Annotated in this window: 22 protein-coding genes and 4 pseudogenes; all 26 read right to left on the bottom strand. The window is 37.8% G+C overall.

From position 1 onward, the window contains the following. Positions 1–88: pseudogene (locus LG372_RS06080) on the bottom strand (macrolide ABC transporter ATP-binding protein); the annotation flags it as partial. Next, positions 72–2,372: a S8 family serine peptidase gene (locus LG372_RS06075; protein WP_413252015.1), complete on the bottom strand. Its 2,301-nt coding sequence runs from the start codon at positions 2,370–2,372 to the stop codon at positions 72–74. The pseudogene LG372_RS06080 and the gene LG372_RS06075, both read right to left, overlap by 17 nt. 578 nt (positions 2,373–2,950) lie before the next feature. Then, a complete protein-coding gene (locus LG372_RS06070; RefSeq protein WP_042750352.1) occupies positions 2,951–3,673 on the bottom strand; it encodes a hypothetical protein in 723 nt (240 codons plus the stop codon). A 243-nt stretch (positions 3,674–3,916) separates the two neighbouring features. Next, positions 3,917–4,423, bottom strand: coding sequence for a DUF5085 family protein (locus LG372_RS06065; RefSeq protein ID WP_064276371.1), 507 nt, complete (start codon positions 4,421–4,423; stop codon positions 3,917–3,919). Beyond that, complete coding sequence (locus tag LG372_RS06060) at positions 4,413–4,862, bottom strand: hypothetical protein (protein ID WP_125452556.1); 450 nt, start codon at positions 4,860–4,862, stop codon at positions 4,413–4,415. Before LG372_RS06060 ends, LG372_RS06065 begins: the two co-directional genes overlap by 11 nt. Further along, positions 4,859–5,524, bottom strand: a complete 666-nt coding sequence (locus tag LG372_RS06055) for a lantibiotic ABC transporter permease (RefSeq protein ID WP_225742356.1) — start codon at positions 5,522–5,524, stop codon at positions 4,859–4,861. The genes LG372_RS06060 and LG372_RS06055 overlap by 4 nt, the downstream gene beginning before the upstream one ends. A gap of 49 nt (positions 5,525–5,573) precedes the next feature. After that, a complete protein-coding gene (locus LG372_RS06050; RefSeq protein ID WP_125452554.1) occupies positions 5,574–6,239 on the bottom strand; it encodes a lantibiotic ABC transporter permease in 666 nt (221 codons plus the stop codon). 1 nt (position 6,240) lies between these two features. Beyond that, positions 6,241–7,824 carry a T7SS effector LXG polymorphic toxin gene (locus LG372_RS06045; protein WP_225742355.1) on the bottom strand — a complete coding sequence of 528 codons (1,584 nt, stop codon included), beginning with the start codon at positions 7,822–7,824 and terminating at the stop codon, positions 6,241–6,243. Further along, positions 7,814–8,188, bottom strand: coding sequence for a hypothetical protein (locus tag LG372_RS06040; RefSeq protein WP_042750365.1), 375 nt, complete (start codon positions 8,186–8,188; stop codon positions 7,814–7,816). Before LG372_RS06040 ends, LG372_RS06045 begins: the two co-directional genes overlap by 11 nt. 2 nt (positions 8,189–8,190) lie before the next feature. Next, positions 8,191–8,556, bottom strand: coding sequence for a TIGR04197 family type VII secretion effector (locus LG372_RS06035; RefSeq protein ID WP_225742354.1), 366 nt, complete (start codon positions 8,554–8,556; stop codon positions 8,191–8,193). A gap of 81 nt (positions 8,557–8,637) precedes the next feature. Beyond that, complete coding sequence (essC, locus tag LG372_RS06030; RefSeq protein WP_225742353.1) at positions 8,638–13,059, bottom strand: type VII secretion protein EssC; 4,422 nt, start codon at positions 13,057–13,059, stop codon at positions 8,638–8,640. 21 nt (positions 13,060–13,080) lie between these two features. Continuing rightward, positions 13,081–14,358 (bottom strand): type VII secretion protein EssB, encoded by a 1,278-nt coding sequence (gene essB / locus LG372_RS06025; protein WP_020902057.1) that lies wholly within the window; start codon positions 14,356–14,358, stop codon positions 13,081–13,083. Next, positions 14,359–14,598 (bottom strand): EsaB/YukD family protein, encoded by a 240-nt coding sequence (locus LG372_RS06020; RefSeq protein WP_042750373.1) that lies wholly within the window; start codon positions 14,596–14,598, stop codon positions 14,359–14,361. It abuts the gene before it with no gap. 65 nt (positions 14,599–14,663) lie between these two features. Continuing rightward, the gene (essA, locus tag LG372_RS06015; RefSeq protein WP_020902059.1) at positions 14,664–15,128 is read right to left on the bottom strand and encodes a type VII secretion protein EssA; all 465 of its coding nucleotides are present in this window, start codon (positions 15,126–15,128) and stop codon (positions 14,664–14,666) included. A gap of 3 nt (positions 15,129–15,131) precedes the next feature. After that, the gene (gene esaA, locus LG372_RS06010) at positions 15,132–18,170 is read right to left on the bottom strand and encodes a type VII secretion protein EsaA (protein WP_225742352.1); all 3,039 of its coding nucleotides are present in this window, start codon (positions 18,168–18,170) and stop codon (positions 15,132–15,134) included. Positions 18,171–18,239: 69 nt separating this feature from the next. Continuing rightward, entirely contained in the window at positions 18,240–18,527 is a 288-nt protein-coding gene (locus LG372_RS06005; RefSeq protein WP_020902061.1) for a WXG100 family type VII secretion target, read from the bottom strand. Between the two features lie 129 nt (positions 18,528–18,656). Further along, positions 18,657–18,965, bottom strand: a complete 309-nt coding sequence (locus LG372_RS06000; protein WP_225742351.1) for a hypothetical protein — start codon at positions 18,963–18,965, stop codon at positions 18,657–18,659. A gap of 13 nt (positions 18,966–18,978) precedes the next feature. Beyond that, the gene (locus LG372_RS05995) at positions 18,979–19,293 is read right to left on the bottom strand and encodes a hypothetical protein (RefSeq protein ID WP_225742350.1); all 315 of its coding nucleotides are present in this window, start codon (positions 19,291–19,293) and stop codon (positions 18,979–18,981) included. Next, positions 19,274–20,995, bottom strand: a complete 1,722-nt coding sequence (locus tag LG372_RS05990) for an Mbeg1-like protein (protein WP_225742349.1) — start codon at positions 20,993–20,995, stop codon at positions 19,274–19,276. The genes LG372_RS05995 and LG372_RS05990 overlap by 20 nt, the downstream gene beginning before the upstream one ends. After that, the gene (locus tag LG372_RS05985) at positions 20,988–21,389 is read right to left on the bottom strand and encodes a hypothetical protein (protein ID WP_225742348.1); all 402 of its coding nucleotides are present in this window, start codon (positions 21,387–21,389) and stop codon (positions 20,988–20,990) included. The genes LG372_RS05990 and LG372_RS05985 overlap by 8 nt, the downstream gene beginning before the upstream one ends. Before the next feature lie 95 nt (positions 21,390–21,484). After that, positions 21,485–22,280: pseudogene (locus LG372_RS05980) on the bottom strand (DUF2974 domain-containing protein); the annotation flags it as partial. Further along, a complete protein-coding gene (locus tag LG372_RS05975) occupies positions 22,273–22,695 on the bottom strand; it encodes a hypothetical protein (RefSeq protein WP_225742347.1) in 423 nt (140 codons plus the stop codon). The pseudogene LG372_RS05980 and the gene LG372_RS05975, both read right to left, overlap by 8 nt. Before the next feature lie 92 nt (positions 22,696–22,787). Next, positions 22,788–23,603: pseudogene (locus LG372_RS05970) on the bottom strand (cutinase family protein); the annotation flags it as partial. After that, positions 23,596–24,018 carry a hypothetical protein gene (locus tag LG372_RS05965; RefSeq protein ID WP_225742346.1) on the bottom strand — a complete coding sequence of 141 codons (423 nt, stop codon included), beginning with the start codon at positions 24,016–24,018 and terminating at the stop codon, positions 23,596–23,598. The gene LG372_RS05965 and the pseudogene LG372_RS05970, both read right to left, overlap by 8 nt. Positions 24,019–24,111: 93 nt before the next feature. Beyond that, positions 24,112–24,921 (bottom strand): annotated as a pseudogene (locus LG372_RS05960) (cutinase family protein); the annotation flags it as partial. Continuing rightward, positions 24,911–25,333 (bottom strand): hypothetical protein, encoded by a 423-nt coding sequence (locus tag LG372_RS05955; protein ID WP_225742345.1) that lies wholly within the window; start codon positions 25,331–25,333, stop codon positions 24,911–24,913. The gene LG372_RS05955 and the pseudogene LG372_RS05960, both read right to left, overlap by 11 nt. Positions 25,334–25,396 lie beyond the last annotated feature (63 nt).

The following is a 25,396-nucleotide window of genomic DNA, read 5'->3' as shown; positions in this document are numbered from 1 at the left end:
CTAGGTTGATATTTTTGAGAACCTGCAGTTCTTGGTCACCGTTACGGTAGCTTCTGCAGATATTTTTTAGACTAATTAGTTGCTTCATCAGCCTTCACCTCTTTTCCTTCCTCTAGAGAAGACGTTGCATCCATCATAGGACGTGCAGTATTTTGTAGGGCTATTTTTGTAAGACTTGTAAGATCTATTTTGTCATCTCCCTTAAGATTTTTCAATACAGGTCTTTCAAGCATTTCCTTTAACTTTGGTCTAATCAAAACAGTAGAAGCTGCCACGATTGGAGTTGCCATACTAGTCCCTGACATATAACCATAAGTTGATTTACCATTAATGACATTGAGAGTGGATTTAATATTTTTACCAGGTGCTGAAACATCCGGTTTTAAAAGTAAATCTGTTCTTGGCCCCCAAGATGTAGACCCTGCTGGGACTATAATATCTTCTTTATACAGTTCTTTGTCGGTGTCAGGTGCAAACTTAAAGTCAATTTCTTTTTCATCACCTACATTCGGTTTATTAGAATTATAGCTTGCCATATCAATTGGATAGTATTGCTCCAATTTATCTTTAAAATCTTCTTTATTATTTCTTTTGACTTTAGTTTTTTTATCAGGGTTAATCATATTCCATAGCTTTACACCATCATCTCCTGAAATTGAGAAAACTTGACTAGTAGTTCCTTCATCCTCCTCATATCCCATAGCTGGGAGCTCTGTCCAATTATCTCTATTGTAGTAATTTACAGTATTTACAACCATAATGGCACGTGCGCCCTTATCCGTTGCTCGTTTAAAAGCATTTTTTAAATCCTTTGTATAAATTCTATCCATTACTGCAATTTTGCCCTTAAGATCCAAACCTATCAAATCTTGGTCTTGACCTTTGCCTATATATACAAATTTCAATTTACTAGGAGCTTTTGAACCATCTTCGTTTGTTATGATTTTATTCTTATCGAAAAAGGCCCCTATATTTCTGTATTTAAAACTTTCTCCTCCAATCTTAACTTTATCAAACTCAACTGTTTGATTTTTAGCAGAAGCAACTGCTATCGCATCTTCATGTGCTGCAGTTCGTGTTACATTTCCAGTGTCGGTCATTTTCAGATTATTATTTGCCACTAAATCCCATGAAGAACTTGAAGCAGAAGTTGCATAGTTACCTGTAGCTACGACCATTGGAATGCCTGCTTTTCTTAACGCTCTAATAGCTTGCCAATATTTCTCACCTACAAGGCCCGTTCCTGTAAAGCCAGATGATACCGAAACAACATCAACATTGTGTTTGATTGAATCTTCAATAGCATGAAACATTGTTTCATCCCCTGCGAAGCCAGATCCTGCGTCAGAGTACATTTTATAAGAGAAAATTTGTGCATTAGGCGCAATTCCATCTATTCCGTTAAAGTTTTTGATATCTTTTTCAGTATCATTTCCCGCAAGAATCCCAGCAATATGCATCCCATGTGGATCAAAATAATCACTTCCATCATCAGCTTTTTCTACAGTAATTTTACCACCATTATAATAATTGAAAGCATGAGGAATTTTATCACTCAACCAGAAATTTTTATCAGTACCTTTTAAGTCTTCTTTTTTAAATCTCATTGAGCCTTTGGCATCATCATCTATTCTCATAGCTTTATGTCTATAATCAGTCCCAGTATCGATGTTTGAAATGACCATACCTCTACCATCAAAGTTTTTCCCAAATGGTGCATTGATAGATTTTAGGTAATCGATTGCCTCTTCAACTCCAATTTCTTTTCTAGCATGATTCATCATAGGTTGGACTTTTTGTGACCTTTCAACCGATGAAATACCTTCTATTAGTTTAATTTTGTCCAGAGTATCTTTGGTTGTTTCAATAGCGCTACCGTTAAAAATCCTATCATAAGTATATAAAACTTTTGTATTCTTAAGATTTGATAATTCCTTGATTGCTTTTTCTCCAGATTCTTTATCTTTAAATTCAGCAATATAGACAACTCTATCTTCTTTTTTGGGATTTTCCGTGTCTTTACTTGCAGACGAGTTTGCATTATCTCCTTTGTATTGATTGGAATCTTCTTTTTTGATTGTTGCTTTTTCATTGTTAGTTTTATTGTCTATCACAGATTCTTTACTAACAACTTCTTTTTCCTCAATAACTGTTGTTTTCTTCTCTTCAGTATCCTTTGAAGTTTCTATAGCATTATGAATATCTTCATGTTTTTCTTTGTTTTCTTTTTGTTTATCTACTACTTTTTCTTTATCAGAGATACTTAAAGCATCTTCAGAACTAGATGTATCTGCTAAGACTACCTCATTAGGGACATATGCTGCTAAAATAACTGCAGCTGTGGTTAATGACAATACTGTACTTTTTTTCATTTTAATTCCTTACATATTTATTTAACTTCCAATAGATAGAAAACTTTAACTTTGCTAGCCTTTGTTATAAAAAGTTTTACTAAGTATTATCTAGGAAATAGAGTAGTACATTTATATATAATTGTTAGCTCTCTGAAAAATAGTATATCAATTAAAAAAATTTAAGTCAAGAAAAATTAAGGGATATTAATTTTACTTTTAATATGTGTTAAAAAAGATATAAAAATTTCGTACTTAACTGAGATACATTATAAGCACATTCACACCATCAAAAATAGTAGCAATCAAGTTGAAGCACTAGCAACATCACAAAAATAGACATAATTGATACAATAACAATGTTGTGTAAGAACATAAATAACCGATAAGAACTAGTCTTAACGGTTATTTCCTACATATCTAATTTTGCAAATCTTCAGTCATATGTTCACCTGTAACCTAGACTTTACGATTCTCTTGCTCTAGCAACTGAGCTAAATCGGCGATTACAATTATAGTATAGAAGTCAAGAAATTTTCATCTCCCTTGAATGGCAAATTAAGTGCACCTTTCTTAGATATTTACAAACGGTTTCATTTCTAAACTAATCCATCGCTATTAGGGTGCTTTTTTACATAAATAGCTGCATAAACTGCATCTACCATGACAGCCGGCAAAGTCAAGGTCAACAAAATTCCCAATAAAATACCAAAGGCATTCTGAATATAACCCGTTAGGAGGGCGGGAATGATTGTTGCCCCAGCAAAAGCTATAGCAACATTATTCCACCATGTTTTCTTTCTATCTTCCTCTTTTACTTGATTAAAAGCCCAGACTTTCCCCTGATTCTTTGGGATATAGTACCAAGCATAGAGGCCACAAGCAAAGATAAAAAGGAACATCATCAATATTACATAAAATGGAGTGAGAGGGGATTGATATATCTCCCTAGCTCCTATAGAACTACCGTCTGAAATAACTATTAGTAAACAAATAAAATTTGTAACTATCACTAAGCTTAACACTGTAAGGGCTATCAAATAATATGTTAAAGTCTTCCATGCGTTTACCAAATAGGGAATAAAGGAAATGATAATACCTAATATATTCACAACACCGCAAAACAAAGAAAGTCCTTTAAAGATGCCTAGATTGTCTTCATAAGTTCCACCCACATACAGAAAACCAGTTAATGCTAAAGCAATCCATGGATATAATTTAATATAACCTAAACTGACACCCTGTGTAATCAAAGGCCCGTGGTATCTTTCTCTTTCTATATCAGTAATCTTTGCTTTATTTTTTCTATTTTTCTTTACCATCAACTCCACTCCTGTCGTTTGCAAGCCTTGACCAATTTCATATATATTTTATGAAGACATCCTTAGCTGCATCCGTTACAGAGAAAGGATAATTCTTAAAATAAACTGGGATATCTATAAAACATTTCCAGCATATCCTCTATAAGCTCCTAACATGAACGATATACTTTTTGACAAATCTGTTCATCTGATACATTTCCCAACCCACTCAATACATGCAGTGACTAAATTTTAATTCCACATTTACCATCCAAATATTTCTTCAATAGACTGAATACCTGAAAAAGTCTCTTTTAACACACCTACTTTTATATCTGTATAGACTTTCCCATCAGAGATTGTGGTGAAAAAGAAGGGAGGGGTCAACTCACAATGTCCCTGATAATAGATATAACCAGCTAAGAAGCTTATCCCCTCTTTCACTGACTCATCATCTGGTTCTAAAATTCTAGTTGAAACAGTATTTAAAACTTGAAACAGACTGTGATACAAAAAGTCTTCTGGCAAAGCATCTTCAATATACTCTTCTTCTACTGGGATAAACAGTTCCATCAACACATCTTGATTTTCTTCTAACTTGGAATTAATCGTATAAAAGAAAGGTCCTCGAAGCGTATATCCTGCTTTTCTTACTTCTTCTAAAAAAGCGTTATAAGTGTCCGGCATCTCTTCTTGCGATACTGTATAATACCTTGAGATAACATTTCTATACTGTATATCTTGGTATTCTCCCACGTTTTTAAATAGCATCTGTAATCTCCTTAATTGGGATATTCATTTCAACAAAGTGCTGTCCAAATATTGGGAAAATAGACAGAAAAACTGTATCTCCCAGCATTTCTAATCCCTCATCATGAATATACTGCTTCATTTCTTCAATTTTTGGAAGGAAATGTTCATCAAATGGAGTTACATCAGAGACACACTGCTTAATTGTAAAATGTTCTAGATATTGAAATTCATCATTTCCTTCAATTGGAATATTTGTCGGAATATAGACCTTAAACGAGGCTTCTCCTGGCTTTCCAAAAGTGCTCAAACAAGTTTCAATCGTGGTCGGACCATTTTTATAGACCCCTGTTTCAAATAATAATTTTTCACAACTTTCAATCAAATCTAGAAAAGATTCCATAGGAACTTTTTTCTCTGTATAAGCAATATTGCTGATATCTATTCTAATTAATTTCATTTTATTTCTCCTCTATAAATAAAGTTTTTCGTGCTTTTCTTTTTCCAACCGGTGAATACTCGTGCGTACTCAAGCCAATATAACGGAAGGCATGAAATACCTAATCCTACAATACTAGTAGCAATATATTCCACTGGCAACATAAATAAACGGGCTATAATTGCTAAAATTGCTGCTAATAAACAAAGAATAACAGAAGGAATATGTAACATTGTCTTCCTGAATTCTCCAGATGGTAAGGTCTTAGCCTTAGGAACAATTAACAACTGGTAAACAAGGGTTAGTATCTGAAAAATAAAGCTCAAACTAATTAGCATAATAAAGATAGACCAGTAGTTCTTCCCTAAAAATAAAGAACTCCCAAAAAGTAATTCAACATGAGAAATGAGCACGGAACTAGCTGGAATCAATTGCAATAATTTTGATTTGGAAAATTTTTGGAATATCAAAAACATGACCAACAAAACCAATAGATGATAAATGGCAATGTGAAAGATATTCATACTCACATCGTGCACCTCACCTTTTATAAAAATAGACGCTATAAATATCAATAAAGCAAATACTACTTCAATTGTAAAAGCCCTTAAAAAGTCAGAGTTTTTTATAGGACTAGAATCCACAACTGCCATATTTAAAAATTCATAATATTTTTCTTTCATCTTATCCTCCTAGCATGATCTATGCTACTACTAGCCATTCTCATTAATTTTATTTTATTTCTCCTTTGTAAATAAAGTTATTCGTGCTTTTCTTTCTCCAACCGGTGAATACTTGAGTATATCCGAGAATAAAGAACGAGTTCCATGAAATACTCAGCCCTACTAAACCGATGATGATATATATTCCAGACAACATAAACAATCGTGCTATGACTACAATTGCTGCTGACGTTAATATTACAATAAGGGCTGGTAAGTGTAACAAATTCTTCTTATGCTCAGTATCTGGCATTTGTTTTACTTTTGGAACAATTGATATTTGATAAAAAAAGTTTATCACTTGAAAAGCAAAGCTCAATCCAATGCAAAGAAAGAATATCGATAAATACTGTTCCCCAAAGAATATAGAGCTCAAAAAAAGAAACTCGAAATGAAGAAAAAGAAACGAAGTCGTCGGAACTGATTGTAATAATTTTGAAGCGGAAAATTTTTGAAACAATAAAAATGCAAGCAGTACTATTACCATATGGACAATAGTAACATGAATCAAAAATATACTAAGATTATGCATTTGATTCTTAGTAAATATAGAAACAATCAGTACTACTGAAGTAAATAGAATTTCGAATAAAAATGCAAGATAGAAATTTAAATTTCTTACTGGTCTATAACCAGTCATCAGTATATTCAAAAATTCATAATATTTTTCCTTCATCTTATCCTCCTACAATTCCTGCCCACCATTTTTTCAGACCTTTAGAAAATCCAGTGTGTTTATCAAGTTCATTTAATCCCCAACTAATACCACCGCCTATAAGAAGTGCACTACCAGCTACTACAGCAGCTGATAATGTAAAGGGAGTCGCTGCAGCCACTGCTGCGGCTATCCCTGTAGCCATTATAACACCTCCGATACTAGATGTAGCGCTTATTCCTACATTCTTCAGAGTATCAATCGTAACACCTCCAAATTGAGTAGTTATATACTTTCCACTTCCAACTGTCATATTTTTGCTAACAGCAATATCATGTGTTTCTCCCATTCCGTCTACAATATCCGCAACAGAAAATACCACATTTGCAGCCGCCATGCCTTTACCCAATTTGCCCATATTTTTAAAGCTATCTGATATCTTAATCCCTTCAGAAGGATGTATTGAAAATATGTTTGACAAACCAGCTGTTGCTGAGGAAAGGGCACCGTCTTTTCCAGCCTTTATGATACTAGGACGGAAAAGTGACATCATATCCTCGTACTGACCCCGAATATTTGTTCCCTTATTTGTAGTAATTTTACTGTAATTGTATTTTCGGTTTATACTATTTCGACTGTAAAATTTATCATAGCCTAATAATTTATCTAGCTTTTGCCCAATAGGTGTTGTACCATGATGAAATATTAAATTTCCTTTATTATCTTTTGTAATTCGAGATCCCAAATACAAAACATTAGCAGCATCTAAAACAGTTGTAGCTTTATTATGTGTTTCGCTAACTTTGCTATATGGAGAGTCGTTAATTAATCGTAATAGTTCTGGCTTTGCCAATTCTGTTGGATAACGTTTCCCATACTCTGCAATCGCTGCGATATCCTTCTCATCTAATTCGGTTTTATTTTTAATTTTATCTAAAACATTTTGATAATTTTGAACTACCTCAGAACGTTTCGTCCACTCACTATTAATAGTATTAGCCCAAGGAGCTTGTCCCTCTACTTTAAATGTCCCCTCAAACTTTCCAAAGTCACTCGTGACTTGTTCGAAACCTTGGAAAACTAAGCTCTGTAAGTTTTCTGAATCCGAAAACTGACCACTAGTCGAGCTCGCAAACGACTGCAATTTTTCTAATTTCCTTTGTAACTCATCTCGCTTACTCGTCGCATTTGAGATAACTCCTCGAACATTACTTATATATATAGGATTGACGTCCTTTAGATTATATAAACTATATAAAATAGATTCATAAGTCGAAATGGTTGTATTCTTCGCTTCAATTTGCTGTTGAAGTATCTCCTCATCTAGACTTTCTCCACCGACTTGTGAATGGTAAAGAGTCGGTAGTTCACCGGCTTTTCCTCCTAGACTCTCTGAAAAGAGGATAACTCCTCTAAGTAGGGGAACCATTATATTTTCCGCATAGGACTTAGCGCTATCATAGGCTTCCCCTTTCAACTCCTCCTCTGTAATCAAATTATTAAAGGCACTAATGACATCGTTATAATAATTCACACGGCTGCTTAATACACTATTTGCTGTACTGCCCTGCGAATCTGCTGAGCCTATATCTACTTTAATCCCCATTCTTCTCCTCCTTCTCCTCATTTTGTAATTCAAGACGGCGTTGTTGAAAAAGAAGTTCCTCTTTTTCACCCTCTAGCTTGCTCATTGCTTTTTTTAATTCTTCTTTCCTCTCAGAGATAAAATCATCAAGTAGCTGTTCATTCCTTTTTAACATCTCTATATCTTCAAGACGATCCATCTCATCTTTAACTGATAACGGATAATAGCCTAATTCTCTATATGGAATGAAGTTCGTTTGACAAAGATCTAAGATCTCCGTCGCAACGGAAAGAAACTGATTTCTTTCTTCTTTTAGCTTTGATAATTTCGTTTGAATCTGTTGAACACCACATTGAATATCTTCTAATTTTCTAGTTTTTTCCATCCTCACTCCTTAAACAAATTATTTTGAGGAACAAATGACGGATTTGTGTATGGCGAAGATAGACCAGTTGTCCCCTTATTTTGAATCGACGGTAAATTATTCTGCCACATTGTACTTATATTCTCATCTACTACTTCGAATTCATTTGCGACACCATGAATTAATTTTACGAATTCACTTATTTTCGATTGAATATTTTGAGCAATAGATGCCTCATTTATGATCAATTTTCTTCCTACCGTATTAGCGGTATAATAGCTTGTCTTATCTCTAGTAACTGTACCGGCAGTTGTAATGCTATTGCTTGCTGATACAATTCCAGTTGCAATAGTACTTGCCGTGCCTTTTTCACTTTTTACTTGTCCCATGTTCAATAACCTTTTCAATTATCCTTTCTACTATCAAATCGTCAAGAGACAGGGTTGAATCTTAAGTATCAAATAATATTGTTACTTATTCTTACTAATTTTGAGTTTGATGATTTCTTTCCGAGAATGTAAATAAACCTGATCGGGATCTGGAGCCACATCTCTGCTATATATTCCTTTATCTAAGAAGGTTTGATCCATTAGGCGCATACCAAAGATGACCCATTGGACATTTGTTTTGAGGTATCTTGGAATTGGGTCAACGCTTGTTCCAATATAAGTATAATCTGTACCAATAATAAACCTCATCCCTACTCGATACCCCTTCTCAAACATAAACTGAAGCTGTTGAACATTTAAATCGCTTTCGGATACAAGTGCTCTCATATTTGGTATAAAAACAATCCACTCAGATGAGATTCCTTTTTCAAGACGTCGCTCTATTTCGTAGATTAGCTGATTTCCTATGTCCGATACTTCCTTTTTACTTCCAACATAGGTTTTCACCTGATTACTATATGACTCATATTCTTGGAAAGCATCAATCAACATCATATGAACGTTAGGCATTTTAAGAATAGTTCTTAATAAATGATGAGTTATATTATCAAAAGCATCTTCTGCATTTGATACATAAGCCATGTGTTTAAATTTGCTAAGAGAGATATTGACACTTCCAACCATTTCTAGCTCCAAACCGATAGGAATCTGACCATTCTCAATAGCTTCTTGTACACTAGGCAATTTCAAAAATTCTTCCATCATCAACTCCTCCGGCACCATCGGGATGGCACTTGGGCGCTGTCCTGTCCAGGCTTCTTGGAGGGAAGCCACTTTCTGACGAAGGTTATTGAGGACTTGGTTTTCGTTGTCTCCAGAGACTGGGAGTGCCAGCTGGATGACATCCACCTCTTCACGCTTCATGAGAGCCCGTCCCTTGATGTCTTCCATGGTCATGGCAAGAGGTGTAGAGCCCACAATCGTCCGCACTTCACTAGCTTCATTTTGTGGTAGGCTCAACTGGTGCTTGAAGTTCGAGTAGAGTTGAGCACGAAGGTTGGACTGGCGACCCGCTGTCATCAAGAGATGTACCCCAATGCTGAGACCTTCACGAGAGATGCGCACCAAGAGCTTGAAGAGTTCTGCCTCATAGGCTTCTTCCTTGAAAGCTTCATAGCTATCTAAGAGGATGACAATAGCCGGTTCTTCCTGACCACTAGCCTGACGATAGAGTTCCAAGGTCCCAACTCCATAGTCCGCAAGGAGTTTCTTACGGCGGTTGAGTTCTTTCTCCATGATTCGCACAAACTTAGAGATCTTCTCCGTCTGGTCCAGAAGCATGGTATCCGCTACCTGAGGAAGCTTAGACAATGGAGCCAAACCATTGGTCCCAAAGTCCATCAAGTACATAGTAAGGTCCTTAGGACTGAACTTACGAGCCAAGTCCATACCTACAGACTGAAGGAAGGTTGTCTTTCCGGTACCCGGACTTCCATAGAGAAGGACATGTCCGTCCTTGGCGAGATTGATAGAGACGGCTTCCTGCTTCTGAGCCTGCGGGATATCTGCCATTCCAAGTAGAATTGAGAGTGATTTCTCTTGTGCCCAGGCTATTGCTGGTTGCACTTCTTCCAGCTCCTCCAGCGCAATGCGCTCCTTAAGTGGTGGCAACCATGGCTGTGGTACTGGAGGAATTTCTTGTTCTTCACATAGGAGATGGATATTGTGCACAATAGCATCTAACTCTGTCGGAACTTCCTTGATTTCGTCCGCATCCTCTAAGCCCGATAAGTCTTCGTTTAGGATTTCATATTGCCCCAATTCATTGATCAGGTAGATGGTATGGTCTTCAATTCCCATATCATCCTTTTCTGGCTGGTAATCTGCGCCTGACCAGGCTGACTGGAAGAGCTCATAGACTTCATTATTTCCGACTTGCAGATAGGCGCGTCCCGTCTGAGTGATCTCAGCCGCATCCGGTGTATGAAGCATTTCATTGGAGTCCGAACGATCTGCTACCTTAAGGGCAATCTTAAAGCGAGAGTTGGACCAGATCTGGTCATCTACCACACCTGATGGCTTTTGAGTAGCTAGGATCAAGTGAACACCGAGGGAACGCCCGACACGCGCAATAGATACCAACTTCTTGATAAAGTCGGGCTGGTTAACCTTGAGCTCTGCAAACTCATCTGAGATGATGAAGAGATGAGGGAGAGGTTCTGTCGCTTCTCCGTTTTTAAATTTCTTCTGGTATTGGTTGATATGGTTGACTTCGAACTCTCCAAAGAGTCGTTCACGACGATGGATCTCCGCATTGATCGAAGCCAAAGCCCGCATGGATTGGACACCATCCAAGTTGGTAATGGTTCCCAAGAGGTGGGGGAGGTTTTTAAAGAGATTGGCCATCCCACCACCCTTGTAGTCAATCAGCAAGAAAGCCACATCATGTGGGTGGAAGTTGACAGCGAGGGATAGGATGTAGGATTGGATCGTTTCTGACTTCCCTGATCCAGTCGTCCCTGCGATCAAACCATGAGGTCCATGAGCTTTTTCATGTAGATTGAGCTGAACCAGGTCATCCTGACCACGCAGACCAATCGGCACAGCCAAACTCTTGTAGGGTGCGTTCTTTTTCCAACGGCTCGATACCTGCAAGTCCTCAAAGGTCTCCGCACCATACATTTCCATAAAGGTCACGGAATCTGGAATCGAACTCTTAAGGTTTTGGAGGTGATTGAGCGGTGCCAAGGTACGGGCGATTCGCTCCTTATCATAATCTGCTGGGAAATGATCCAAGCGGAAGTCCGTCTCTTTCAAGACCCCTTCTTCCATGACCAGTTGGCCCGTATTTCGGTCCTTGATATTGATCACTGTCTGGATATTCTCAGACAAGGAACTCATGACATCCTCTACAAAGATGAGAGAACAGCCTAATTCCGTTGGATCTTCGGTAAAGAATTCCATGATAATATGGTCCAAAATCAGCTTCTCATCGGTTACTAGAACCACGTAATGAGGATGGAAGAGGGTGCTCTCCTTGTGGGATGCTTCTTCCTTTTGACTACGACGTAGTTTCAAGATTTGGTTCAAGCTATTGAGAACCTGGTCTCGTGTCCGTTGATTGTAGACAAAACCGCGAACATTGAGTTCTTGCAGTTTGGCATGAGGTAGCCAACGCATCCAAGACCATTGTTCTTTTTCCTCTTCTGGCAAGATCGTAATAAACTGCACATCATGATAAGAATGAAAAGTCGCTAACTGCATCACCAAAAGCTGCAGTTGTTCTAGGACGAGATTTCTAGGTCCAATATAACCAACCGGTCCATGGCTAAGGTTTGCCGGAATCGGCATATCTGGAATTTTTTTGTGACGACTATAGAGAGCGTAACCCTCTTCTTCCAGAGCATCCTTCTTACCACTGCGCTCCTGTTGACCATATTTCAAGTCATAGCTAGTCGGTATTTTCCCGAGTCCCAAACGATAGTATAAGAAGTCAAAATGTAAGGGAGTTTTTTCGTAAATCCGGTGATTGTAACTCTCAACCAAGTCCGTCAACTCTAAAATAGTTGGAAAATGATAGTGCATCCCTTCTTTTTGTTCCCGTTCCAGACGAGTCAATTCCTTTACCTTATCTTTCAGGTAAAGACGATAAAGATCGATCCGTTCCTTCTTATCAGCCTTGTACTTTTTACGATTTTTGATAAAACCACGGATAGAAAAAATCATTGTGGTTATGGACATCCCTACTGTCGCAAGAATATAGATCCCTCGAGGTTGAACCAAGGTGATCAAGACGGTTACCCCGACCATTGTAAGAGGAGGAACGATTAGCTTTAACAGTTCATCACTCGGCTTAGCTGGTTCTTGACCTGGAGGGTTAATCAAGATTTTATCTTCACTTCCACGATAAATGATTCGTGGAGAGCGGTGATAATCTGGATAATCTTCATAAAAACCATATCGAGAGGGTTCTCTCAGCGTTAGTTGTCTCCCAACTTGAGCTGGTCCCAAAACCCATACTTCGTCTGGAAAGAGCTTTATTGTCACCGCTCCTAAACTCAACTCATCTCCAAAACCAATCAATTGCTGGTCCATTTGTTCCAGATGATTGTTTCGATAAAATGCGCCTTTTAATCGAGTTAGCATCCATTGATTCTGAGATTTTTGGAGTAAGAGTTCGACATCTTCATCTAGTGTAATCAACGCACCTTTATGAGAACCAATCTGAAACTCTGATAAATCCAAAAGATCATAGACCCTTGGACCCCCTTCTCGGATATAAAAGACAACCTCACCCAAACGTAGACCATCTTTCAATAATCCTGCTTCGTTCTCATACTGATAAAAGATCTTGTCACCGTCAAGCTTGAGCTGAATCGGACTCTCCTGTTGAGGAAGGTAGACTTGGGCCTTTTCAGTAGCCCCAACCAAGACCGTCTTAGCTGCACTCAGTTCTACTTCATAACGCAGACCTTGACTGTAGAAAATGATTTGTTTTTTCATAGTTTCTCTCCTTGGTCTACCTTAATTACTAGAGGAGCTGCTAGGGCTAGTTTTCTTCTCAGATGAAGGTTTGCTTTCAGAAGGCTTGTCTTGTGAACTAGGACTAGAACTAGTAGATGCATTAGAGCTAGAATCACTTGTTAATAGCTGACTTCGGCTATCCCAGTATTTCTTATATTCACTATCCAAAGTATTCAGTTTACTTTCACGATCTTTCCCTGACAACTTACCATCTTCCCGAACCTGCTTGATTTCCTGAGTCAAAGCATAGAGAATCAAGTCACTGTCGTTAATCCGTTTGGCAATATCAAGTGCCTCTTCAAAGCGATTTCGCCCAACTTGAATCCAATAAGTCAAATACAGCTCATCAGACTTGAGGGTTACATTATTCAGGATGACCTTCTTTTGTTCAGAAGAAAATTCCAATCCCTGAATATAAGAGAAGGCTAACTCATACTTCTGCGTATTAGGCAAGCTAGCAGGAGCAATTCCCTCTAATTCTGTAATAACCGCGCTATAATCTACTTTAATAAAAGCTGTATCCGCCTGCAACATCTTTTCTTTGAAAGGATTTTGCATGAAAATCAAATAGATAAGCGGAACGATCAACAAAACAACACTCGCTGTCAACCAAATCGTTGCCAATTTAAACACTCGGTGTCGTCTGCTTGGAACCAATACCAAATCCGCCTGTTCTTTCGCAGATTTCTCTACATAATACCGTTCCAAAATAGTAACTGCTGTTGCAATATCATCTGCCTGACACAGGTCATTTAAAAAGTCTGGCAAGGTCTCTAATTCCAAGGAACCATTGTAAAGGTCCATAAAGTCAAAATCACTAAATAGTGTTACGGTAAAACACTTAGCCTGACGTAGAAAATCTTCTGAGGATATTGATTGAGGAACCATCAGACCAGGAATTCCACGATAAGCAATCTTAGCCTGAGCATCTTTGGTAATAAATAGATTTACTGGATGCAAAAGGAAGGTCACTGGCAACTCCAAGGCTCCTTCTAGACGAAAAACGTTTAGGGCCAAACGAATTCTCTCCGAAATGGTACGACTCTTTATTTCTTCATAAGTCAAACCATGAGCTTCGACTTGATAGGAGAAGGTTACACTGTCCTCATCAGAGACCATCGATTGCTCCAAAAAGAACGGATGATGCAAATCCAACAGTAACAGTTCCCGTAAATCTTGACTCGCTACATCTGAACGCTTAAGGCTCAATTTCCAAGTTGTTTCATTTTTTTCATATACAAACGGCTGTTCGCCAAATATAAATTTTTCCTCAGTCACCTAAATCTCCTCTATCTCTACTAAATCTCCTGTCGTAATTGGATAATCAGATAGTTGTTTTCCTTCATCAATCAATAATCCTTTGTTGACAATTCTAATTTGATATTTTTTTCTCTGTTTACCTGGAGTAAAAATCGTATCCACTTCTCGGATTAACCGTCGAACTTCAATCCGACTAGGAATGCGAATATCCACATCTTTTTCTCTCAAGCGTAGAGTAATATTGATATGTTGCTCCACTGTTTATATACCTCCTGTATATGATTTTGTTCTTACTAAGTTGTTAAGACGGACTTGCTAAAACATTATTCTATCCCTTCGGCCATAAGGCGATAACTCATCACAGCTGTAGCTACGAAAAGTAATAAAAACAATGATATATAGGCTAACTCCGGAAGAAAATCACTCAAACCATCTTTTTCTAACTGACCAATATTTGTTTGAAATTTAGATGTTATTTTTGAATTTGGCTGAAACAACTGCTCTGCAGGATTTTTTTTAACTGGTCCCTGTATAGCAGAAAACAGTTGGCCCCTTTCTGTGATCAACTGTTCCTCTTGATGCTGCTGCATGTCTTGCAACTTCTTTTGGGTCGCTTCGTTAAAAAGCTCCTTTGTTTCTTCAGATTGTAGACCAAAGTTAAGTCCCTCTTTTTTCTCAAGTCGAGAATCATCAATCTGTAAACGATTATCCTTCAAATCATCTGCAGCAGCCATTGAGACTGCTGCACATGCTACTAAGGTAAGAAGTAAAAGAATTATTTTTTTCATTTCCTATTCTTTCTCAGTTTGAAATACTTGAGGCCAAAAGCTTCTTTCTTTGATAAAAATATTCATAACAAGTAATCCAGCTACGACAATCATCATTGCAATAAATGCTAAAATATTTGCCGGTTGTCCATCAAAATATCCTGAAAGGAAAGCTTCTAATATTGATAAAGCATTAAGATTTTTGATGAAGGCTGGGAAACCTGTTAGACTGGCCGTCGTCCCAATTGCATTTGATAGATAGACAAAGCTAATCATCATAAAGAAGGCAAGACCCATTCCAATTACTCGGAAATGTTTAAGTAATAAATACTGCCCTTGAATCAGTACCAAAGCAGCTAAAACAATTAGCAATACCCATGACGGTTGATATTCACGACCAACGTGAAGTTGAGCACTCGATACAATACCAACGACTAGACCAACTATTATAGCTAAAATAGATAGTAGGCCAACTGTCATAATATCTGTATCATGCAACTTGTCAAGCTTAAATTTATCTTTGACCTTACGAACAATATTTTGCGTTGCAAATAAATAGCCTGTAAAGAGACTAACAATTTCAAGTAAGAGAATCCATGTAAATGGACGATAAACGTTGACAGTCGCTTTTACCGAGGTAGAATTTTGCGCAACAGGGTTTGATAAGAAGTTAAGCAATACTTCGTTTGGTACCCCATTGTCATAGGCGTTATTCAGAACTTTCACGAAGGACTCTACAAAGTTACCATTCTTAGACAATTCTTCGTTAAACTGCGTCATCAAGGAGTCAGCATCTTGAGACAACTTTTCAGTATTTGTTTGAGCATTTGACAATTCACGATTGAAATTACCTAAAGTCTCCTTTACAGACTCTGCAGCTTTGACATTGCTTTGAGAAGACTCCTTCACAGCAGAAGAGTTAGTGAAGAGATTTTTATAATCTTCATCGAGTGATTTTAAATCCCTATCTATATCTTGAAAAACGGTACCCTCTTTCGCTTGTTTCTCAAATTCGCCAAACTTTTTGAATAGGTCTAATTGTTCATTAATTTTATCATTCAAATCCTTGTTAGTCTCTAAAACTTCCTTAACATTTTTTTCTAGGATAGGCTTCAAATCAGTCAGTTTAGCTAAGGCTTTATCTACCTTATCCTTAGCACCATCTTTATCTGTATCGCTAGCAGGTTTAGTTAGGCTTTCTTCGTATTTCTTAAGATTTGAACTAATAGCTTCGAACCAAATATCTGACAATGCTTTAGACACATCACTATTTTTTAACCCTCTGACGGTATCGTATGCTTTTTTTAGTGATTCTACCTTTTGATAGGCAGAGGCTATTTTCTGAACCTTTTGTCCGTAAGTCACTGCTGCTTGCTGAACGGCTGAGACATCTATGGGAGCACTGACTGCTTGAACATCATTCAAGGAAATATCAATAGTCTCTGGCTCCGCTTTTGGAGTTGGGCTTGAACCCCCAGTTGAACCTGTAGTCGGAGTTGGAGTCGGAGTTGGAGCTGGAGCTGGAGCTGCCTCTGCAAGACTATATGCTACTTTGAAAGTCCCACCAGTCTTCAAATCAATTTCTTGGCCAAACTCAACTGGTGTGCCATCATAAGTGACCGAATGAACCGTCACTCCTGTTCCAGCCTTCCATGATACCTTAGCCTTTGTTCCTGTTCGTCCAACAGCACTTGTACTAGTAATCGCCTTATTTTCCAGATTCTTCAAGTCCGCCAAAGAAATCTCGTCGCTAGGCTCTTTAATCGTTTTTAAATCTGTATAGTTTACAGAAGGAATTGTGATTGGTGTTATACCAAAACCACTAAATTCTTTTCCACTAAAATCTTCTTTTGGTAATTCTGAGATTGCAGAAACCAGCTGCTCTTTGAGATATTCTTCAGCCTTCTCTAGGTCCTTGTTTGCAGCTTTATCCAAAAATCGACCGAGAGTGATTGTCTTCTCACTTGTTCCATAGTAAGAAGCTAGTTTCTCATCAATGAAGTCACGAATACCTTTTTTATGATTCTCAAACTTCGTTCTTTCATTTGTTAGATTGGTCTGTAAACTAACAATCTCTTCGCTGATGTCTTTTGCGACTGTTTTATAGGAAGATCCAACTTCAGGCTGCATTACATCAGAGGAGGTTACTTGACCTTCTATCTTGGAATTTAGAATCTTTTGGGTTTCCATTAATTCTTGTTTATAAGAATCAACCTGTTCCTTTACCTCATCCCTACTCTTAGATATAAGCTTTTCTATGACATCCGCATAATTCTGCTTTGCTTGTTCCTTATTGTTAGACAATTCTCTGAAAGTGTTGTTATATTTAACCTGCGACTCATCAAAGCGATTAAAGGATTGTAAGTAGCTTTCCAAACCTGTCTTTAAAGCACTGTTTGCGTCAACAGAGGAACTAGACATACTATAGAGAGTTGGGAAAAGATTTTTAGAGTTAATTGCTGTTCCATATAAGTTTGTACGGTAGTTTCCGATATTAGTTGCTTGTATCTGTGAACTAGCTTGCACATTTTTTTGCGCCGTATAAAGATTGCTCAAAATACTCGCCATATACATGTCGACCAACTGACCATTCAAATCAGCAACAATGTCTTTCGCTAGTTTATTTGCATCATTTTCTACTTGCAAATTTCCTTGCGCATTGACCTTATAATTAATGGTTGTCTTATCAACATTGATACTGTTAATATCAAGTATTTTTTCAGAAAAGTCACTAGGAATTGTTAAAACGAGTTGGTATTTCCCACTTTCTAATCCGGTATCTGCTGCTCCACGAGGAACAACGGACCAGTTTTGTGAATTATCACGCTCGATATTTTTTACATAACTAGCCCCCAAATTATACTCTTTTGTATCCACATAGACAGGCTTATCTTCATTTACAATAGCCACATTTAATTTGGTCTGCTGATTTACTTTCGCGTTATTCTCATTGTTAATTGTCGTATTCTTTTGAACAGAAAGATTCAAAAGAACCATCATCAAGAGCAACAATAGGGCTAGCAAACTACTCCCTACATATTTATATATTCTATTCTTCTTCATTTGCCTTTTAATCATCTCCATTAAAAAAAATAGGAAGGCTCTCGCCCTCCTAAAGCCACTTATAACAAATTAATGAATTTGTGATGCAAGTTCTTGGTCGTTTTGCTCAACAATTTCAGCAACTTTATACAATTGCGCATTGATTGCATCAAGTAAAGCTGCAAACTCTTCAATTTTTGGAGATAATTCTGTAAACTGTTGATCAAAGCTCTGAAAAGCAGCACCTTTCCAGTTCTCTCTAATAATCTCTTGTTCGTTACTCAATGTGCGAAGTACTTCTCTTACTTCTTCAGCACCATTAGTATATTTTTGAGCAGAAGTACGTAGTTCCTCTGTTGTTAATTGAATTAAAGCCATATTAAACTCCTTTAAGTTATTTTATAAGTTTATTATATCAATAAATGTCACAAATTACAAGTGCTTACACCATTTTTTACTAATAAATTATCAAAAAAATTCTCTTCTATTAGATTAAGGGGCTATTCGTTAAAAATCCTTTTCCTCTAACTTTCGATAAAAGTTTTTATTCTCTTGGTGTCGAGCTTCCAGTACATTCTCTATACGATTCTTATAAAGTTGATGATAGCTATCTAAATTGTTCTCTATCTCAAAGATATATGGTTGAATTTCAGCAAAACTACTATCTCTACATGCATAGGAAAGCGCCTCTAGGAGATGATCCGTCTCCCTACTAAACTTGTGGAAATCATCATCCAAAACCATCTCCAAACGTTCTAAGTCTCGTAATTTACGATGATGCTCATCCTCTAGTTTCTGAAGTCCCTTTTTATCCATGACCAGTTTTCTCCTAGCTTTTGATCGGACTCTGTAAAGTAGGTGTTTGCAAGGTCTGTGTCAAGTAAATTTCTGCAGCATCTGCAGCCTTTCCCTCAAATCCACCCTTAATATTGTTCACATAGGTCTTAGAAGCGTACTCTTGCATATCTGCGGCTGCTTCCTGCAACTTTTTAGCTAACTCAGCTCCTTTAGCAAGGATTGACAACTCTTTTGCAGTTACCAAGGCCCTGACTGCTTGGCGTTCTTGTTCCCTCATTCTTTCTTTGAAGGCTCTGTCGAGTTGCTCTCTTGTAATTAAAGTATCTTCATCCGTTAGGACTAACATTTTTCCCCCTCCATGTTTGTTTTACATCCGCCAATAGATTATTAAAATCTTTAGCGCTTTCCGTATCTATAGTTTCAAAGGAGCCACTAGCTTTAACCAGGCTTTCCCCTAGTTGCTCGATTTGTGTCAGGAAGGATGTTGCTGCTGTCTTCGTGTCACTAGCAACGCCTTCATCCCAAAAGCTTATTGTATCAAAACCAGAAAGCAGATTCGTAACTTCTGAGCTTGACAAATATCCAACCATGTCAAACGCTGTTGACCTTGTCTCCTTTACTATATTTTGAATGTCTTCCTTAGCGTCTGAAAGTAATGTTTTAACAGATTTAACTTTGTCTTCCATGTCAAAATTTGCTAACTGGGCTGCTGTCTGAAGCAACTGAGCTCGAACCAAAATCCTCTTTTCTCCTGTAAGATTACCATTTCTCAGTTGTTCCTGGTAACGAGGAATAGCTTCTCGATCCCATTTTATAGATTCCTGACGTGCTTCTTCGACGATTTTACTATATTCAGTTGTAAAATTCTCGTAAACGCCATAACCAATAGCTGCCTTTATTTTAAACTCACCTCTCATAATGGAATTTAAAACATTGGTTGCTACATTTTCATCAACTCCTAATGCCCTGAGAGAATCCAAAGATGTCGCAATCAATCGAGCTAGCTTTTCACCTGCCCTGAGCAATTCTGGGTGAAAGTCCTCTGAAGCAGTCAATAAATTTCCCTTCCCATCCGATTGGAAAACACCAAAGTCATGGGAACTTTCCGGATCAGAAATCTGGGTATAGTGCAAGGGAACAAGGACATTGACTTTACCGACTGGTTTTTTGAGGGGTTCATCGGAATCCCCAGGTAATTTAGTGATTGTGTGCTCTCGATTAAGCATCCCCACGATATCAAAAGGATTGACATAATACTCTATCTTTTCGCTAATCTTTTGGATTTTCTCATCGCTGAGACCCATTTTCTTTAAACTCTTTGTCGTGTCTGGACCGTCAAAGAGGACTACTTTGCCGATTTTCTTCAGTTCTTCATCAGTGAGGCCAGCTATCCCTTGCGCAGAGACAATGGTTCCTAGGGAGTGACCTGTGATGTCCATCGTAGCAAGTGGAGCTTTTTCGCGCATCTCAGCGATTTTAGCTTTCATTCCTGCCGTCGCTAACTTGGCTTGCGGGGTATGGATGTGATTGAGGGCAAACTTCGCATCGTTGTCTATCCAGTCGTTCCAATTTTCATAACTAATGGCATCACTTCCGCGGATAGCCATATAGGTTTTCGTAGTATCTTTCCCTAAGTTTGGCGTGTCCGTTAAGTAGTAGGCATTGAAACCAGCTTTCTCATCCGTTAAAAGCCCTTTTTGATAGAGCTTGATAGGAGGCTCTTCTTGGTGAACCCCTCCGCCAGGATCACCAACTTGGAGTTTTATCTTATCTTCCACAGTATGTAAATCAGGATCTGGCTGCAAGTAGACTTTACCGTCATGAGGAAGTTTTTTACCTCCTTTAGTGATTTCCAACTCTTTTGTAATTTCGTTGTAAGATTGAATGTCTTTAGAGAAGTCAAATTGTAACGCTTCTCCTGAATCTAATATTTTTCTTTCTTCTTTACTCAGTCTCTCATATGTAAAAAGATTCGGTCGTCCTCTATATGCTGACTGAGCTAAATCCGCATAAAAATTATCAAAATTTTTTAAATTACTATTAGTCAAGCAGTTTACCCCCAATACGCAACGGACTACCAATTCCGATAGAATTAATTAAAATTTTTCCATCTGTAATCTTAATAATAACACTCCAGCTTGAGTTTGATATATTATTAAATCCTCCATAAACCTGAACAATATCACCTCCTCCTTGAGGTGTACCATTTCCTATCTTATCCCATTGTGTCTGTTTCCAATCTATTTGAACCGATTCGACTTTAGGATTTAAAGATTTTACAAACTCCTTAATCTCTTCTTCATGTTCCTTTAAATAATCCAACTGCTTAGCTCGCGGACTAAGAAATACTCCTCCGAATAAATTTGTTTTCTGTGCCATCCATGCACCTCCTCCGAATACTACAAGGGCTAAAACCAGCCAAAGTAAGGTACGTTTTTTCATGATTATCCTCCTTAAACGTGGATTCTAAACCTATTATATCATGAATGTAAAAAAAAATACTTATAATAAGTATAGTTGTTTATTCTAGATTACCCAGGTAATTGGGCAATGGTGTGTTCTCGATTAAGCATCCCCACGATATCAAAAGGATTGACATAGTACTCGATCTTTTCGCTAATCTTTTTGATTTTCTCATCGCTGAAGCCCATTTCCTTTAAGCTCTTTGCCGATTTTCTCCAGTTCCTCATCGCTGAGGCCAGCTACTCCTTGCGCAGAAACTATGGTCCCTAGGGAGTGACCTGTGATATCCATCGTAGCATTTGGAGCCTTTTCGCGCATCTCTGCGATTTTAGCTTTCATTCCTGCCGTCGCTAACTTGGCTTGCGGGGTATGGATGTGGTTGAGGGCAAACTTCGCATCGTTGTCGACCCAGTCGTTCCAATTTTCTTTACTGATGGCATCACTTCCGCGGATAGCCATATAGGTTTTCGTAGTATCTTTCCCTAAGGTCGGCGTATCCGTTAAGTAGTAGGCATTAAAACCAGCTCTCTCATCAGTTAAGAGTCCTTTTTGATAGAGTTTGGTTCTGTGGGGTTCCTGCCTCATACCGTTCGTATCAGGAACAGGAACTGTTGTGATTTTATAAACATCGTGTAAATCAGGATCCGGCTGCAAGTATACTTTACCGCCATGAGGAAGTTTTTTACCTCCAGGGGTGATTTCCCATTCTTTTTTATCTTTATTGTAAAATTTATTATCTCTAGAGAAATCAAATAGTCTAATATCTGTAGAATTATTGTATGGTGGAAAATTACTAGGACGGTTTGTATAGGCAGATTGTGCTAAATCTGAATAAAAATTATCAAAGTTTTTTAAATTACTATTAGTCATAATAATACCAAACCCCGTCCCTATAAATTCTTATAGGTTGCATTTCATAAATCCCAAATTCCCTTGGTGTGCTATTTCTATCATTATTTAAGGAAAAGCCAACCGTAAATTCTGTATTATCATTATTATTTACCTTTCCTCTAAGTGTCAACATATAGCCTCCACCTTGTGGAGTTCCATTTCCTACTTGACCAACCTTCATACTATCCCAATCAAACTGAACACTTTCAACTTTAGGACTTAAAGACTTGACAAAATCAGCCATATCTTCTTCATGTTCTTTCAAATAAGCCAACTGCTTAGCTCGTGGACTCAGAGTTATTCCTCCAAATAGATTTGTTTCCTGTGCCATCCATGCTCCTCCTCCAATAATTACAAGTGCTAAAACTAGCCAAAGTAAAGTACGTTTTTTCATGATTATCCTCCTATATAGCGGAATCTAAGTATATTATATCATGAATGTAAAAAAAAATACTTATAATAAGTATAGTTTTTTATTATAGATTACCCAGGTAATTTGGTAATGGTGTGTTCTCGATTAAGCATGCCCACGATATCAAAAGGATTGACATAATACTCGATCTTTTCGCTAATCTTTTTGATTTTCTCATCGCTGAGGCCCATTTCCTTTAAGCTCTTTGTCGTGTCTGGACCGTCAAAGAGGACCACTTTGCCGATTTTCTCCAGTTCCTCATCACTGAGGCCAGCTACTCCTTGGGCAGAGACTATGGTCCCTAGAGAGTGACCTGTGATGTCCATCGTAGCTTGCGGAGCTTTTTCACGCATCTCTGCGATTTTAGCTTTCATACCTGCCGTCGCTAACTTGGCTTGCGGGGTATGGATGTGGTTGAGGGCAAACTTGGCATCGTTGTCTATCCAATCGTTCCAATTTTCATAACTAATGGCATCACTTCCGCGGATAGCCATATAGGTTTTCGTGGTATCATTAGTCAAGGTTGGTGTATCCGTTAAGTAGTAGGCATTGAAACCAGCTTTCTCATACGTTAAAAGCCCTTTTTGATAGAGCTTGATAGGAGGCTCTTCTTGGTGAACCCCTCCGCCAGGATCACCAACTTGGAGTTTTATCGTATCTTCCACAGTATGTAAATCAGGATCTGGCTGCAGGTAGACTTTACCGTCATGAGGAAGTTTTTTACCTCCGGGAGTGATTTCTTCGTTATAAATTATTTCTTTTGAATAGTCAAACACTCTTGCTTCTATTGAATTATTTTTAGGCGGAAAATTATTGGGACGACCAATATAAGCCGATTGCGCTAAATCCGCATAAAAATTATCAAAGGTTTTTAAATTACTGTTAGTCATAAATCTCCCATACGTTGCCTTTCAAAACTCTTATCGGTTGCATTTCAGAAATTTTCTTAATATTGGGAATACTATTGCTATTATATTCTACAGGGAAACCAATTGTAAATTCAGTATCTTCATTGTTATTTATTTTTCCATCCAATGTTATAATATATCCCCCACCTTGAGGGGTTCCATTTCCTATATTTTCTACTTTCATACTATCCCAATCAAATTGAACGCTTTCGACTTTAGGGTTTCTAGACTTTATAAAGTTCGCCATCTCCTCTTCATGCTCTTTCAGATAAGCCAACTGCTTAGCCCGTGGGCTCAGAGTTATTCCTCCGAATAGATTTGTTTCCTGTGCCATCCATGTGCCTCCTCCAAATACTGCAAGGGCTAAAACCAGCCAAAGCAAGATACGTTTTTTCATGATTATCCTCCCTTAAACGTGGATTCTAAACCTATTATATCATGAATGTAAAAAAAAATACTTATAATAAGTATAGGTGTTTATTCTAGATTACCCAGGTAATTTGGTAATAGTGTGTTCTCGATTAAGCATCCCCACGATATCAAAAGGATTGACATAGTACTCAATTTTTTCGCTAATCTTTTTGATTTTCTCATCACTGAGGCCCATTTTCTTTAAGCTCTTTGTCGTTTCTGGACCGTCAAAGAGAACCACTTTGCCGATTTTCTCAAGTTCCTCATCGCTGAGGCCAGCTACTCCTTGCGCAGAGACTATGGTCCCTAGAGAGTGACCTGTGATGTCCATCGTAGCTTGCGGAGCTTTTTCACGCATCTCTGCGATTTTAGCTTTCATACCTGCCGTCGCTAACTTGGCTTGCGGGGTATGGATGTGGTTGAGGGCAAACTTCGCATCGTTGTCTATCCAATCGTTCCAATTTTCATAACTAATGGCATCACTTCCGCGGATAGCCATATAGGTTTTCGTAGTATCTTTAGTCAAGGTTGGCGTATCCGTTAAGTAGTAGGCATTGAAACCAGCTTTCTCATCCGTTAAAAGCCCTTTTTGATAACGTTTGTGATGAGTATCCTGCCTCATCCCATTCGTATCAGGAACTGGTACCGATGTGACTTTATAAGTATCTCTTAGATCAGGATCTGGTTGCAAGTAGACTTTACCGTCATGAGGAAGTTTTTTACCTCCGGGAGTGATTTCACCATCGTCATCTATATCTTGTGAATAATCTATTAAAGTCCAGTTTAAAGCATTATTATAGCGTGATAAAGTATTTGGCCTCCCTCTATAAGCCGACTGTGCTAAATCCGCATAAAAGTTGCTATAGTCTTTTAAATTACTATCCGTCATACTTGTCCCAACCTCCATTTTTTAACACTCTAGGGGGATTGTACATGCCAATCCGTTCTATTGAAGGTACATCATTTTTAGTTTTTAATCGAAAATCTATTGTAAAGTCAGAATCCTTTATATAATTAAAAGAACCCTTCACTGATAGATTATAACCTCCACCTTGTGGAGTTCCATTCCCTATCTGTTCAACAGTTAAACTATTCCAATCCATCTGAACAGATTCAATCTTTAAATTTTTAGACTTTACAAATTTTACAATCTCTTCTTCATGCTCCTTCAAATAAGCCAACTGCTTAGACCGTGGACTAAGAAAGACTCCTCCAAATAGATTTGTTTCTTGTGCCATCCATGCGGCTCCTCCAAAAATTACAAGGGCTAAAACTAACCAAAGCAAAGTACGTTTTTTCATGAATATTCTCCTATAACATGTGAATATAGCCATATTATATCATGAATGTAAAAAATTTTTTAT

Source organism: Streptococcus sp. Marseille-Q5112, assembly GCF_916700555.1.
Lineage (GTDB): Bacteria > Bacillota > Bacilli > Lactobacillales > Streptococcaceae > Streptococcus > Streptococcus symci.
The sequence above is the reverse complement of the archived record's forward strand: the minus strand, read 5'-3'. Positions and strand labels throughout refer to the sequence as shown.